This window comes from Erwinia sp. PME.40.26/001, from assembly GCF_055556675.1.
The window spans coordinates 1099459-1112801 of record NZ_JBVHNP010000001.1; the positions used below are offsets into that span (position 1 = coordinate 1099459).

General features: G+C 60.6%; 14 protein-coding genes. 3 read left to right on the forward strand and 11 right to left on the reverse strand.

From position 1 onward, the window contains the following. Positions 1-54: 54 nt before the first annotated feature. From phnK to phnF, 6 genes are read right to left on the reverse strand one after another with little or no spacing between them, the layout of a single operon-like run. Positions 55-813, reverse strand: a complete 759-nt coding sequence (gene phnK / locus ACZ3HG_RS05400) for a phosphonate C-P lyase system protein PhnK (protein WP_062742666.1) — start codon at positions 811-813, stop codon at positions 55-57. Beyond that, complete coding sequence (locus ACZ3HG_RS05405) at positions 810-1652, reverse strand: alpha-D-ribose 1-methylphosphonate 5-phosphate C-P-lyase PhnJ (protein ID WP_191932754.1); 843 nt, start codon at positions 1650-1652, stop codon at positions 810-812. The genes phnK and ACZ3HG_RS05405 overlap by 4 nt, the downstream gene beginning before the upstream one ends. Beyond that, complete coding sequence (locus ACZ3HG_RS05410) at positions 1645-2721, reverse strand: carbon-phosphorus lyase complex subunit (protein ID WP_191932755.1); 1077 nt, start codon at positions 2719-2721, stop codon at positions 1645-1647. Before ACZ3HG_RS05410 ends, ACZ3HG_RS05405 begins: the two co-directional genes overlap by 8 nt. After that, positions 2721-3296 carry a phosphonate C-P lyase system protein PhnH gene (phnH, locus tag ACZ3HG_RS05415; RefSeq protein WP_191932756.1) on the reverse strand — a complete coding sequence of 192 codons (576 nt, stop codon included), beginning with the start codon at positions 3294-3296 and terminating at the stop codon, positions 2721-2723. The genes ACZ3HG_RS05410 and phnH overlap by 1 nt, the downstream gene beginning before the upstream one ends. Further along, positions 3293-3736 (reverse strand): phosphonate C-P lyase system protein PhnG, encoded by a 444-nt coding sequence (gene phnG, locus ACZ3HG_RS05420; protein ID WP_191932757.1) that lies wholly within the window; start codon positions 3734-3736, stop codon positions 3293-3295. Before phnG ends, phnH begins: the two co-directional genes overlap by 4 nt. Further along, entirely contained in the window at positions 3737-4456 is a 720-nt protein-coding gene (gene phnF / locus ACZ3HG_RS05425; RefSeq protein ID WP_118663839.1) for a phosphonate metabolism transcriptional regulator PhnF, read from the reverse strand. 147 nt (positions 4457-4603) lie between these two features. Here phnF and ACZ3HG_RS05430 point away from each other — a divergent pair, with 147 nt between their 5' ends. The 3 genes from ACZ3HG_RS05430 to ACZ3HG_RS05440 all read left to right on the forward strand — a co-directional run bounded on the left by ACZ3HG_RS05430 (position 4604) and on the right by ACZ3HG_RS05440 (position 7304). Next, positions 4604-5317 carry a LuxR family transcriptional regulator gene (locus ACZ3HG_RS05430; RefSeq protein WP_465332153.1) on the forward strand — a complete coding sequence of 238 codons (714 nt, stop codon included), beginning with the start codon at positions 4604-4606 and terminating at the stop codon, positions 5315-5317. A 68-nt stretch (positions 5318-5385) separates the two neighbouring features. Continuing rightward, positions 5386-6561, forward strand: a complete 1176-nt coding sequence (locus ACZ3HG_RS05435) for an MFS transporter (protein ID WP_465332155.1) — start codon at positions 5386-5388, stop codon at positions 6559-6561. An 83-nt stretch (positions 6562-6644) separates the two neighbouring features. Continuing rightward, entirely contained in the window at positions 6645-7304 is a 660-nt protein-coding gene (locus ACZ3HG_RS05440; protein WP_191932759.1) for an O-methyltransferase, read from the forward strand. A gap of 2 nt (positions 7305-7306) precedes the next feature. Here ACZ3HG_RS05440 and ACZ3HG_RS05445 read toward each other — a convergent pair whose 3' ends face one another. The 5 genes from ACZ3HG_RS05445 to ACZ3HG_RS05465 form a co-directional block, all read right to left on the reverse strand. Beyond that, positions 7307-7639, reverse strand: a complete 333-nt coding sequence (locus tag ACZ3HG_RS05445) for a hypothetical protein (RefSeq protein ID WP_465332582.1) — start codon at positions 7637-7639, stop codon at positions 7307-7309. Between the two features lie 349 nt (positions 7640-7988). After that, entirely contained in the window at positions 7989-9968 is a 1980-nt protein-coding gene (locus ACZ3HG_RS05450; protein ID WP_191936976.1) for a hydantoinase B/oxoprolinase family protein, read from the reverse strand. After that, a complete protein-coding gene (locus ACZ3HG_RS05455; RefSeq protein WP_465332157.1) occupies positions 9958-12018 on the reverse strand; it encodes a hydantoinase/oxoprolinase family protein in 2061 nt (686 codons plus the stop codon). Before ACZ3HG_RS05455 ends, ACZ3HG_RS05450 begins: the two co-directional genes overlap by 11 nt. Further along, entirely contained in the window at positions 12015-12485 is a 471-nt protein-coding gene (locus ACZ3HG_RS05460) for a GNAT family N-acetyltransferase (RefSeq protein WP_465332159.1), read from the reverse strand. Before ACZ3HG_RS05460 ends, ACZ3HG_RS05455 begins: the two co-directional genes overlap by 4 nt. 264 nt (positions 12486-12749) lie before the next feature. After that, positions 12750-13256 (reverse strand): Lrp/AsnC family transcriptional regulator, encoded by a 507-nt coding sequence (locus tag ACZ3HG_RS05465; protein WP_062742678.1) that lies wholly within the window; start codon positions 13254-13256, stop codon positions 12750-12752. Positions 13257-13343: the final 87 nt, after the last annotated feature.

The window sequence follows — 13343 nt, forward strand, 5'->3', positions numbered from 1 at the left end:
ACCTCGTCTCCGTCGTGGCCGACCCGCTTTTCCGGTCGGCCAGCAACGCCGGATTCAGACAATCGATGACACCAGCAGCTGGGTGTACGGATGGTGCGGGTCGTCCAGCACCCGGTCGGTGAGTCCGCTCTCGACCACCCTGCCCTCTTTCATTACCAGCAGCCGGTGGGCCAGCAGGCGGGCGACGCCGAGATCGTGGGTGACAATCACCACCGCCAGATTCAGGTCGCGCACCAGGCTGCGCAGCAGGTCCAGCAGGCGTGCCTGTACCGACACGTCCAGCCCGCCGGTGGGCTCATCCATAAACACCAGCGTGGGGTGGGTCACCAGATTGCGAGCAATTTGCAGCCGCTGCTGCATACCGCCCGAAAAAGTGCCCGGCAGGTCGTCAATGCGCGACAGCGGGATCTCCACGTCCTGCAGCCACTGGCCAGCGGTTTCGCGGATCTGCCCGTAATGCCGCTGGCCGACCGCCATCAGCCGCTCACCGATGTTGCCCCCGGCAGACACCTGCGCCCGCAGGCCGTCCATTGGATACTGATGCACCACACCCCACTCGGTGCGCAGCAGGCGGCGGCGGTCGCTTTCGCTGAGGGCATAAAGGTCCTGCCCCTGATAGATAATCTCGCCGTGCTGCGGGGCCAGGCGGGCAGAGATCGACTTCAGCAGCGTGGTTTTACCGGAGCCGGACTCGCCGACAATGCCCAGCACCTCGCCGGGATACAGCTCGAAAGAGACATCGCTGAACCCTTTGCCCGGGGCATAAAGATGGGTTAGCTGACTGACCGCCAGCAGGGGGGACTCGCGCTTCATGATAGGGTCTCTTGTTGCTGATGGCAGTAGTCGGTGTCGGAACAGACAAACAGGCGGGAGCCGGCGTCATCAAGTACCACTTCATCCAGGTAGCTGTCGCGTGACCCGCACAGCGCACAGGGCTCATCCCACTGCTGTACCGTGAAGGGATGGTCATCAAAGTCGAGACTTTCCACTTTGGTATAGGGCGGCAGCGCGTAAATACGCTTTTCACGTCCGGCACCGAACAGCTGCAACGCGGGCATCATGTCCATCTTCGGGTTATCAAATTTTGGGATCGGCGACGGGTCCATCACGTAACGGTCGTTGACCTTTACCGGGTAAGCATAGGTAGTGGCGATATGGCCGTAGCGGGCAATATCTTCATACAGTTTGACCTGCATGATGCCGTACTCCTCCAGCGCGTGCATGGTGCGGGTTTCGGTTTCCCGCGGCTCAATAAAGCGCAGGGGTTCCGGGATCGGCACCTGGTAAATCAGGATCTGGTCTTCACTCAGCGGCGTTTCAGGAATGCGGTGCCGGGTCTGGATCAGCGTGGCATCCACCGTCCGCTCGGTGGTGGCCGCCCCGCTGACGCGCTGGAAAAAGCGGCGGATAGAGACCGCATTGGTGGTGTCATCCGCCCCCTGGTCGATCACCTTCAGCACATCATGTTCGCCGATCACGCTGGCCGTCAGCTGAATACCGCCGGTGCCCCAGCCGTAGGGCATCGGCATCTCGCGGCCACCAAAGGGTACCTGATAGCCGGGAATGGCGACGGCTTTCAGGATGGCGCGGCGGATGGTGCGTTTACTCTGTTCATCAAGATAGCCGGGGTTATAACCGCTCAGTTCAGTCACGGTGCGCCTCCTGGTATTCCGCCCGCAGGCGTTTCAGCAGCTCCAGTTCAGCCTGGAAATCCACGTAATGGGGCAGCTTCAGGTGTGAGACAAATCCCGCCGCTTCAACGTTATCCGCATGCGAGAGAACAAATTCTTCGTCCTGCGCCGGGCTGGTTATCCGTTCACCGTGCTCCTCCGTCTGCAGGGCCCGATCCACCAGCGCCATCGCCATCGCTTTCCGTTCCGCACGACCAAACACCAGCCCGTAACCGCGGGTAAAGTGCGGCGCATCCTCTTCCGGCGTGGTAAAACCGTTGACCATTTCGCACTCGGTCAGCATCACTTCACCAATGTCCAGCGGAAAGCCCAGCTCTTCCGGGATAATGTCGACCCTGACCCATCCGGTGCGGATCTCCCCGGCAAAGGGATGGGTGCGCCCGTATCCGCGCTGCGTGGAGTACCCCAGCGCCAGCAGAAAGCCTTCATCGCCGCGCACCAGCTGCTGCAGACGCGCCGATCGCGGCATCGGGTAGGCGGGCGCATCGCGGGTGATATCCAGCGGCTCACTGCCGTCATCTTCTTCACGCCGGGCCAGCCCTTCCCGTGTCATCAGATCAAACATATGCGGGCACTCTGCCGCCAGCGGCTGCTCTGCACGCGGCGTCACCGGGGTCTTGCCTTCGGCCAGCAGGGTGAAATCCAGCAGGCGATGCGTGTAGTCAAAGGTCGGCCCGAGCAGCTGTCCGCCGGGCAGATCTTTATACACCGCCGAGATACGGCGCTCGACGCGCATCGCCCCGCTGTCCAGCGGCAGGCTGTCAGCCAGACGCGGCAGCGTGGTGCGGTAGGCGCGCAGGAGAAAAATCGCTTCGACCAGGTCACCGGCGGCCTGTTTGATCGCCAGCGCCGCCAGTTCGCGGTCGTGAATGCCGCCTTCGGTCATCACGCGATCCACCGCCAGTCCCAGCTGTTGTTCAATCTGCGTACAGGACAGCTCCGGCTGGTCACTGTCCCCCCGGCGCAGGCTCTCCTGCAGTTGATGGGCGGCGGCAATGGCCTTCTCGCCCCCTTTCACGGCGACGTACATCAGCAGACCTCCACATCGGTGCTGCGCGGCAGCGCCATCATGTTTTCACCACAGGTAAAGATCAGATCAATACCCTGCGGGAAACGGTGGTGCCGTTCACGCAGGTAGTGAAGCACGCTGTCGGGAAGCTGGGGGGCGATGGCACGACGCTCCTGCAGGCCGGGGCCGCGCAGGCGCAGCGTCAGGCCGCCGCTGAGGGCAGGAACGTCAATGATCAGCGTACTGCTTTTTTCCGGTGACACATTGTCACCGGGGGAAAAACGGTCAAGGCTGATGCCGGATCGGGCATGCAGCAGGGCAAACGGCGCTTCCGGGCTGTCGGTCACCGGCGCGCCGGTATGGAAACGCAGGTTGCTCAACAGCGCGTCGTCGCGCAGGGCATCGTCAATCCACAGCGGGGTTTCACGATCCACCAGGGTCATCATCACCGCGGTGGCCGCACAGGAAGCGTTACCCCAGGCGGGCAGCGCAGGCAGGGACACCATCACACCTGGCTCACTCATTGCTTTCAGAATACGGCGGAAGGCACGCTGCGCATCCGCCACGGGATGGCTAAAACTGGCCAGTAATGTCATGCGTTGTCTCCCCGGACAAGGGTAAAGAAATCGACCCGGCTGCTGGCAACTTCCCGTGAGCGCAGCGCACGCTGCTCGTCACGCAGGGCCGCCAGCGGCACGATAATCTGCTGATGGAGGTAATGTGTGCTGTCATCCTGCAACAGGGCGTCGAGCAGCGCACAGCGTTCGGCGTGGGCTTTATCCCGCCCGAGAAGGTAGCTGTAACCGCACACGCCGTTTTCAAGGCGAACCACGGCGCGCGTCACGGTGGTATCCCCGAGGATAAAGCGGCGACCGGTGCCGCCCATGCGCGCCTGCAGGCGGGTGAGGCCCGTTTCCGGCGCGCGCAGCAGCTGGTACGCTGGCTGTAAATCCGCAGGCCAGTGCGCCAGCAGCTGCTGCGGCTGACTGTGGGCCAGCACCGATAGCCAGTGCTGACGTGCCTTATGTGCTTCCATTTAATGCTCCAGCGTCAGTTCAATCATGTCGGCACGCGTCAGGCTGACGGAGTATTCCGCCATGCTGCCGCTGTCGGTACAGGTGTTCAGAGTGCGCACCGAGAGCAGCGGCGCGTGCAGGGAAACCTGCAACAGGCTGCTCTCTTTTGCCTGCGCCCGGCGCGCGGTGATCCGCGTCTGCTTACGCGTCAGCCCGGCGGTGAGATGCAGGCGGATAAAGTCATGCAGCGAGCCGTGACTGAACTGCTGCAGCTGCGGCCACCAGCTCAGGTCCGGCAGATAGTGGTTAATCACGCAGACCGGCACGCCGTTCACCCGGCGCAGGGTGCGCAGATGGATCACCGTATCGCCCTCGTGAATGCCCAGCGCCGTCGCCACTTCAGCATTACAGGGGCGCAGCACCGCCAGCAGGCGTTCACTGGTCGGGTGGCTCCCCTGCTCCATCAGGTTCTGGCTGAAGCGTGCCTGCGCGTGCAGGGGATAGTTATAGGGCCGCATCAGCACCAGGATGCCCACCCCCTGGCGGCGCTGCACCAGCCCCTTGTCCACCAGCTCATCCACCGCCCGGCGCAGGGTGTGGCGGTTAACGGCATAGTTCGCCGCCAGCTGTTTTTCAGACGGCAGGTACTCACCGCTGCGGTAGCGGCTGCGCAGCTCGTCTTCCAGCTGGGCCGCTATCGCCTGATATAAAGTGGTCGGATGTCTGGATAAGTTGAGCATAAAAAAAATCTCCACGGGACAAGGCCGGATAGCAGGGAAATTTGCGTTAAGTTCCCGGTGACTGATGGCAGTAACATTGAAGGGATTGTGTGACAGTGGGGTTAACACCAGATGAAGGTTTTTAAAACGCGCTGATAATGTGCGAGGATGGACGGCCTTATCCCTGTCTGCCGGAGAGTCAGCGTGGAGCACGCCAGCGAACGTACCATCATTGCACAGACAGAAGCCGTACTCCGTCAGCGCCTGGCCCCGCTGGGAGACGTTGATTTTCTTTATCTGCGTCAGAACCGGCATGCCCCCGGTGACGCACTGGTCGTATCGAGCCACGCGGCAGACTGGGTGAATGACTACAGCGAACGTCGCCGTTATCTGAAAGACCCTGTGGTGCTGGCGGCACAGCAGCGCATTTCTCCATTTAACTGGCAGGACTGCGCACGGCCCAACGCCGGGCTGTGTGAGGCGGGTAACCGGTGCCAGCGGGTCAAAGGCTACACCTTCACCGTGCACGACCCGCAGCAGCAGATGTCACTGCTCAGCGTCATCCGCCGCCGCGATAATCTGACGTTTTCCCATGAGGTGATTTCCCGGCTGGCTGACCTGCAGATGCTGTTAGTGGCCCTGCATGAAAAAACAGCCCTCTGCTCCAGCCATCATCCGGCGCTTTCGGGGCGTGAACAGGAAGTGTTGCTGTGGAGCAGCCGGGGGAAAACCTACGGCGAGATTGCTGTCATCCTTGGTATTCAGCCCAGTACGGTGAAATTTCATATGGCTAACGCCACGCGCAAACTGGGCGTCAGCAACGGTAAACATGCCATCCGGCGCGCGCTGGAGCTCAACTCTCTGCCGCCCCCCCTCTACTAAAGGCTAGCTGGACGCAGCGGCCTCAGCCTCTACACTTGTTCTTCACTTATCGATTATCAGGAAACGTTATGTCGTCGTCTTCCATCCGCCTCCCCGCAGCCGTGTATACGCTGGGGTTTGGTGTTTTTGCGCTGGTGACCAGCGAATTCCAGGTTGCCGCACTGATGAATATCATGAGCGCCGATCTGCATATCAGCCTGCCGATGACCGGTTATCTGATTACCCTGTACGCGCTGGCAATGGCGACAGGCGGGCCGCTGCTCGCGCTGGTGTTACTGAAGCATCCGCCGCGCCGCAGTCTGCTGATCCTGCTGGCGCTGTTTGTTGCCAGCCAGGCGCTGGGAGCGCTAGCGGGCAGCTATCTGCCGCTGGTGATTGCCCGCATCCTGACCGGGGCGGTGGCGGGTGCCTTTATCGGCTGCGCGGTGAGCACCGGCGTCAGGCTGGTCCCGCAACAGCAGATCTCCGGTGCCATCACCGTCGTGCTGGGAGGGCTGATGATCGGCACCGTGCTTGGCCTGCCGCTGGCCAGCTTTATCGGCAATCTGGCAGGCTGGCGCGTCAGCTTCTGGTCAGTGGTGGTCATTGCCCTGCTCGCCCTGTGGCTGACCGCCAGAACCGTGCCTGCCACGCTGAAACCGGACGACATCAATCTGGCCGATGAACTGCGGGCGTTAAAAAACCCGACGCTGTGGCGCGCCTACAGCACCAGCCTGCTGATTATTGGCGCGACCTTCGCCGGTTTCAGCTACTTTACCCCGATCCTCAGCTCGCAGACCGGTTTCAGCCACGGCGAAGTGACCGTGCTGCTGCTGGTATACGGCATGGCCACCGTACTGGGTAATGCCGTGGTGGGTCGCCTTGCCGGGCGTTATGCGCTGCCGGCGATCGCCACGGGTCTGCTGGCGCTGGCCTGCTGTTTTGCGCTGTTTGCCCGCTTTATTCATCTGCCACCGGTCGCCATTGCCTCGGTTGTCGGTGTCGGGCTGTTTGGCGTGACGATGAATCCGGCGATGGTGACGCGCGTGATGGCCGCTGCCGGTAACCGACAGCTGGTGAACACGCTGCACACCTCGATGATCACCTTCGGGCTGATGCTCGGGTCGCTTCTCGGCGGCCTGGGTATTGAGTACGGTTTCGGGCTGAGCGCGCCGCTGTGGATCGGAGCAGGTATGGCGCTGTGCGGGCTGTTAACGCTGATCCCGGATCTGAAAACCACCCGGTCACAGGCCTGTACAGAGTAAACCCAGTGCTGATACCGGTTCTTTAACCCGCAGGGCTGACCTTCTTTTCGGCTCAGCCTGCTCCCCCTTAGCAAGGAGAAATCATGAATCAACAACGCTGGACAGAGGTCGATAACTATCTGACAGAACAGCTGGTGCCACAGGATGAGGCACTGCTGGCCGCGCTGGAAAACAATCAGGCCGCGGGCTTACCGGCCATTGATGTGGCCCCGAACCAGGGCAAATTGCTCAACCTGCTGGCAAAAATGACCGGGGCGAAACGCATACTGGAAATCGGCACGCTTGGCGGTTACAGCACGCTGTGGATGGCGCGTGCGCTGCCCGAAGGGGGCAAAGTGATCACTCTGGAATATGAACCCCGCCACGCGGAGATCGCCGCACAGAATATCCGCCGCGCCGGGCTGGAACACAGGGTCACCCTGCGCGTCGGCGCCGCGCTGGATACCCTGCCGACGCTGGCTGACGCCGCGCCGTTTGATATGATCTTTATTGATGCTGATAAACGTAATAACCCGGCCTACCTGGAGTGGGCGATCCGCTATTCGCGCCCGGGTACGCTGATTATTGGCGATAACGTTGTGCGCAATGGTCACGTCGCTGACGGCGATACCAGCGACTGGAATATTCAGGGGATACGTGACTTTCTGACCATGATGGGCAGCGATCCCCGCCTTGACGCGACCGCGATTCAAACCGTGGGGGCAAAAGGCTGGGACGGCTTCTCGCTGGCGCTGGTGAAATAATTTCACCCTGGCTCGTGAGGGCCGGGGGCGATATTGGCCAGTGAAACCATAATGCCACACAGTGAAGTACAAATAAGGGGGAAAATAAACGCCTCAGAGTGGCGCAAGGGATTATTCAGGTCCAGCGCAATAACCAAAAAAAACAAACTCGATGCAAAGGTCGCGCCAGAAAACACCTGATGTAATTTATATTGCAGCTTGTGTAATGAAAATGGCGGCGTATGCGTTGACCGCCAGTCCCAGATAAGGTGAATCATCAGATAGAGGGTACAAACAGAAAAATAGAAATAGACCAGCTGCTGACTACCCTGTGGCAAGAACGAACAGAAGCGCATCAACTTGCGCGCCAGACGGCGAACAGGTACAAAGCACTGAGCAGGGTTCCTCCTGTCACCACACCGCAGTTGATCACATAAGGCGTGAGTGTAATGGCCGGAAATAACAGGGGGACAAATCCCGAAAGTGCCAACCCCCAGCCCCCCCCACCTATTACTGCATGTATTAACGTTTTAAGACTGAAATCCATTTTCCACCTCCATAACTTACTCCATTAATAAAGTAAAACCTCCTGAGCACACCAAAAATATTACCGAAAATAAAAACTAAGATCATCACAAAATAATAAAGCAGCCGCCCTTAAATCCCGTTTTTCGGGATGGATCGCAGAATTCAAGGGGGCAGGACTTATCTCCCGCTCAGTGCCGGAAAACGCTGTTGCAACCCGCTAAACAGAGCGGACATCTGCGCTTCCAGCGGCAGGTCCGCCCCCTCGCCCGCGTTTACCGCCGCAAACACCTGGTGCTTGAGAAAATGACGCCAGACTACCGGCTGCCGGGCGAGAAACACCGTTAACAGCTGATAGCGTTCCGGTGTCCACAGGGCTTCAAAGGTGCGCCGGGCGTCCCCCACGTCGAAGTGCTCGCCAGTCCCCGCCGGCATTGCCGCACGCAGGCGCGCCGTCCCGACGTCGTCAATCTCTCCGCACTGCAGCGCCACGCCGTACTGCTCACGAGCCGCCTGCTCCGTCAGGAAGCCGCACTGTACATCCTGCAGTACCGCCTGCGCGCGGCGGTTTTTCGCCAGCCCGTAGCCGCCGGCACCCGGGCCTTTGATTGCCACCACGTCACCCGGCCCGCAGTGGATCACATCGGTGTTCCCGTGCTCCGTCACGCGGCCATCGGCATGCTCGGTGCGAAACCATGAGGTGCTACCCGCCCGTCCGCCCGCCGCCCCGGCGGAGGAGAAGACCGAACGATTGCGGTTGCGGGCCGTAATAGTGGTATTAGGGGCAAACACCTCAAACGCCATTTCGGTCGCCAGCCCGCCGCGATACTCCCCGGCACCTGCGCTATCGGTCGCCAGACCATAGCGCAGGAACCGCACCGGGACTTCCGCTTCGTTGATCTCTATTGGCGTATTCTTCAGAAACGCCGACAGGCCGCCGGAACCGTCCGGGCCATCGTGTTTCGGTGTACCGCCCGCCCCGCCGCCTACCGGGCCGAGGGAGGCCACCACGCTGCGGTTCTGGCCGTCAACGGTGCGGATATTAATGATGGAGTTCCCCCCCGGGGAGTTGGCCGGCAGCCGATCCGGCATCGCCAGGGAAAACGCGCCCACGGTAGCAATCTGCGACATGGCACAGGTCAGGGAGCGCATGCCTACGGCCGCTGGCGCTTCACAGTTCATAATGGTGCCCGGCGGTAAAATCGCCCGCGTCGGGCGCAGCGTTCCGGCGTTCAGCAGCAGGGAACGATCCAGCGTCGACAGCACGTATGTCACCCCCACCAGCGCCAGCGGGTGACGTTCCCGCCCCCCGGTAGGCATATTGAGGGAGGACATCAGTTGCGGATCGCTGCCGGTATAGTCCAGCACCAGGCTGTCGCCTTTCACCCGCAGCGTGACGGCAATACGGCAGGGATAACCGCCCTCGCCATCTTCGTCCGCGTAATCGGCGTAGAAGTACTCCCCGTCAGGAATGGTGCTGATAATGCCGCGCGCCTGCTGCTCGGCGTAATCGAGGATCCCCTCAACCCCGGTGAGGAAGTCCTCAATGCCAAAGCGGGCGATAATCTCCTGCACTTTGCGTTCGCCAATATTTACCGACGCAATCTGGGCGTTAAAGTCTCCCCAGTTCTGATCGGGCGCACGGACGTTCAGCCGCATAATGCGCGCCACCTCTTCGTTCAGCACACCCCCGCTGATGATCTTCAGCGGCGGGATACGGATGCCTTCCTGCACGATCTCCGTCAGCGAGCGCGACAGCGAGGCCGGTACCGCTCCCCCCACGTCGGTGTTATGGATGTGGCCCACCACAAAACAGGTGATTTCGCCGTCGTGGAACACCGGTTTCCAGATATGAATGTCCGGTGAATGGGTAGCCACGTTACCCGCATACGAATCGTTGGTGATGCAGATATCACCTTCCTGATAGCCGTCAATCAGCGCCAGCACCGGGCCATAATCAATGCCGCTGTACCAGGGCGCACCAAAGCTGCGCGGTGACGCAAAGGCCATCCCGTCACGGCTGACAATCTGACAGGAAAAATCTTCCGTCTCTTTGACAAAGGTGGAGTGCGCGGTTCGCATCAGCGTAAATGCCATGGCATCGGCGGCGGCCGCGCAGTAGTTGGCGAGAATTTGCAGGTTACGTCCATCAATGGCCATGATGTGCTCCGGTTAGCGGGGTAATAATCAGGTTGCCGTACTGGTCAACATCGACCTGCATCTGCGGCGGAACGCAGGTGGTGCAGTCATCCTGGGCAATAATCACCGGCCCGGTCAGCTGGTGTCCGGCGCGCAGCGCACTGCGGGCAACAACATCCAGCTGCCACCAGCGCCCGTCAATCCAGGCCTCAACCTGTTGCTGTACCGGAACCGGTCCGTCTGCCTCAGGCAGCGTGGTCAGGCGTGGTTTTGGCGTCGGGGAGGAGAGCACCAGCCGCAGGTTGATGAGTTGTACCGGTGCCTGCGCATCGTGATGGCCAAACAGACGGGTGTGATGAGCATCGAAGGCGCTGCGGATTGCCTGCAGGTCCCCTTCGAGCAGCCAGCATCGCTGCAGGACGACATCGATTTCAAACGACTGTCCGCGATAGCGCATATCTGCCGAGAAACTGAGTTCGTACGGCAGATCGGCACCATATTCCCGTGCCAGCCAGCCTTCCGCTTCGTCACTGAGCTGCTGCGCACTCTGCTGCAGGCGGTCACTGACCGCCGGGGTCAGGTCGCAGTACAGCGTGCGGATAAAGTCATTTTTGATATCGGCCACCAGGCCACCCAGCGCCGAAAGCACGCCTGGCGTGGGGGGCACCACCACGCCTTTCAGCTTCAGCTCACGCGCCAGGAAGCAGCCCATCATGGGCCCGGCACCGCCGAACGCCAGGAAGTAAAATTCGCGCGGATCCAGACCAAAGCGCGAGATCAGCCCGCTGGTGTCGCTGTACATGCTGGAGATCGCCAGCGCGATAATATTTTCGGCAGTTTCCTCAATGCTGATCCCCAGCGGGCCGGCCAGTTTCCCGACCGCCGCACGCGCGCCGGCGACGTCCACCTGCACCGCGTTGTAACCGAGGTCGCCATGCCCCATCAGGCCGCAGGCCGCAAAGGCATCCGTGGCGGTCGCCTCGGTGCCGCCACGGCGGAAGCAGACCGGCCCCGGCAGCGATCCGGCGCTGTCCGGGCCGACCTGCAACACCCCCAGACTGTCGATCCAGGCAATCGATCCCCCGCCCTGTCCCACCGAGGTGACAGAGACGGACGGAATATAGATCGGGAAATCACCGATAATTTCGCCGTTGCCGTATTCCGGACGGCCGTCGATGATCACCGCCACATCCGCGCTGGTGCCGCCGATATCCAGACTGAGCAGGCGGTCAAAACCGCAGCTTTCAGCGATATAGCTCGCGCCCATCACCCCGGACGCCGTGCCAGACAGCACCATCTGCACGCACTCGGCTTTTGCCTGCGCCAGGCCCATCACCCCGCCGTTAGATTTGGTGATACGCGGCGGTACCGGTACCCCCATCGCTTTCAGCGCCCGCTCGAAGGCATCCAGATACTGGATTACCTTCGGCTGCACGTAGGCATTGATCACCGCGGTGATGGTGCGTTCATATTCGCGGATGATCGGCCAGATCTCTGCCGAACAGGAGGTCAGCAGGTCAGGGGCGATTTCAGCCACGATCTCGCGCACCTGCGCTTCATTGCTGCCGTTGCGATAGCTGTGCAGAAGTGAGACGACAATACCCTCGCAGCCCGCCGCGCGCGCCGCCTCCACCGCATCGATGACGCTCTGGCGGTCCACCGTCTGCAGCACGTTGCCGTCGCGGTCGCTGCGCTCTCTGATGGCGAAAACGCGGTCGCGGGCGATCAGCGGGGCCGGACGGCGTGAAAACAGATCGTGAATATGTGGAATTTTGAGCCGCGCCAGCTCCAGCACATCACAGAACCCTTCCGTGGCAAACAGCGCCAGCTTCACCCCCTTGCGCTGGATCACCGCATTAACGCCGACCGTCGTGCCGTGGGTAAAGTAATGGATGTCGGCAGGATCAATCCCATCGCGCTGCGCAAACTGCGCCAGCCCGGTGGTGATCTCGCTGCCGGGGCTGTCCGGGCGTGACAGGACTTTCAGGGTACGGATGCTGTTATCACGCTCGTCCAGCAGCGCAAAATCCGTGAACGATCCGCCAATATCGACGCCAACGCGGTAGCTCATGGGGTGTTGTCCTCTGGTGGGTTGGGAATAAATTCCATCAGTCGCTGTGGCTGTGCCACGGGCTGCCAGCCCGCCCGACGATAAACGTCGTGAGCATCGTCGGTGGCCAGCATCCAGCGTTTTATTGTTTGCAGTTCGGGATGGGTGAGCACGGTGGCGGCAAACCAGCGGCCGAGCCCTTTGCCGCGATGGGCATCATCAATCATCACGTCGCTGAGGTAAGCAAAGCGGCTGTAATCGGTGATCAGACGACCAAATCCGACCTGCTGCTGGCGGTAATAAAGACCAAAGGGCATGGATGCGGCGAGAGATCGCTCGGTGGTTGCCAGCGACTGCCCGGCGGCCCAGTAGCTTTTTTCAGCCAGCTGGGCATGCACCCACGCGATATCCAGTTTGCGGGTATCGCTGCTTAACAGATATTCATCGCGCTGCCATTCGGCAACCACGGGGACAACCGGCTTGAGCATAGGGACTCCTGGCTCTTTTTTAGCGGATAAAAAGAGTGTAAGCCCTTTAGCAGGCGCAGTTTTTTGGTTGTGCGGGGTCAGTACGGCGTTTTGTAGGGAATTGCGGGCGGGCGGGGAAATATTCTGCCGGATGAGGGAAGCCCGCGTGCCAGGCATGGTGCTGTCGCGGGCGCGCGGCGCGCCTCTGACGTTGACCTGGACAATGGCGCACATCCTCACCTCGGGTTGACCTGAAAAAAGGGTCAGCCCGGGCGTGAAATGGGACTAAAACTCGACCTGGGTGTGGCGGGTAATCAGCGACCGCAGCGGCACACTGCTTTTCATGATGGGGGACTTGATCACGATATAACTGAAGTACTTATCAATGCCCACCTTGGCATCGAGCAGCCCTTCAATCACTTCCTGATAGTGCTCAATACTGCGGGTGATAAAGCGCAGCAGGTAGTCATACCCCCCGGTGATCAGATGGCACTCCATCAGCTCATCCACTTCGCGGATCGCATTCTCAAACTTCAGGAAATCCTCGCGGCGATGCCCGGACAGAGTCACTTCGGTGAACACCGTGACGGAATCGGTGATTTTCGTCAGATTGATATGCGCCTCATAACCGGTGATAAAACCCGCGGTTTCCAGGCGCTTGACGCGTTGCAGACAGGGGCTGGGCGAAAGCCCAACGGCATCGGCCAGGTTCACATTGCTGATACGGCCATCTTTCTGGAGCTGAACCAGAATGTTAATGTCGATACGGTCCAGTTTCATTAAGCCGTTCATAAGACCCCTCATTGGTTCACGTCACCCAACTGGTATAGCACGCTTAATCACTGAGACGCCAGTATTTTAACATCGCGTGCTATCCGG

What these genes read in the sequence shown, in the direction of transcription:
- ACZ3HG_RS05435 (WP_465332155.1), top strand. Translation starts at nt 5,386, where the DNA reads ATGTCGTCGTCTTCCATCCGCCTCCCCGCAGCCGTGTATACGCTGGGG.
- ACZ3HG_RS05445 (WP_465332582.1), bottom strand. Translation starts at nt 7,639, where the DNA reads ATGCGCTTCTGTTCGTTCTTGCCACAGGGTAGTCAGCAGCTGGTCTAT.
- ACZ3HG_RS05465 (WP_062742678.1), bottom strand. Translation starts at nt 13,256, where the DNA reads ATGAACGGCTTAATGAAACTGGACCGTATCGACATTAACATTCTGGTT.
- ACZ3HG_RS05430 (WP_465332153.1), top strand. Translation starts at nt 4,604, where the DNA reads ATGGACGGCCTTATCCCTGTCTGCCGGAGAGTCAGCGTGGAGCACGCC.
- phnH (WP_191932756.1), bottom strand. Translation starts at nt 3,296, where the DNA reads ATGACATTACTGGCCAGTTTTAGCCATCCCGTGGCGGATGCGCAGCGT.
- phnK (WP_062742666.1), bottom strand. Translation starts at nt 813, where the DNA reads ATGAAGCGCGAGTCCCCCCTGCTGGCGGTCAGTCAGCTAACCCATCTT.
- ACZ3HG_RS05455 (WP_465332157.1), bottom strand. Translation starts at nt 12,018, where the DNA reads ATGAGCTACCGCGTTGGCGTCGATATTGGCGGATCGTTCACGGATTTT.
- phnF (WP_118663839.1), bottom strand. Translation starts at nt 4,456, where the DNA reads ATGCTCAACTTATCCAGACATCCGACCACTTTATATCAGGCGATAGCG.
- phnG (WP_191932757.1), bottom strand. Translation starts at nt 3,736, where the DNA reads ATGGAAGCACATAAGGCACGTCAGCACTGGCTATCGGTGCTGGCCCAC.
- ACZ3HG_RS05460 (WP_465332159.1), bottom strand. Translation starts at nt 12,485, where the DNA reads ATGCTCAAGCCGGTTGTCCCCGTGGTTGCCGAATGGCAGCGCGATGAA.
- ACZ3HG_RS05440 (WP_191932759.1), top strand. Translation starts at nt 6,645, where the DNA reads ATGAATCAACAACGCTGGACAGAGGTCGATAACTATCTGACAGAACAG.
- ACZ3HG_RS05450 (WP_191936976.1), bottom strand. Translation starts at nt 9,968, where the DNA reads ATGGCCATTGATGGACGTAACCTGCAAATTCTCGCCAACTACTGCGCG.
- ACZ3HG_RS05410 (WP_191932755.1), bottom strand. Translation starts at nt 2,721, where the DNA reads ATGTACGTCGCCGTGAAAGGGGGCGAGAAGGCCATTGCCGCCGCCCAT.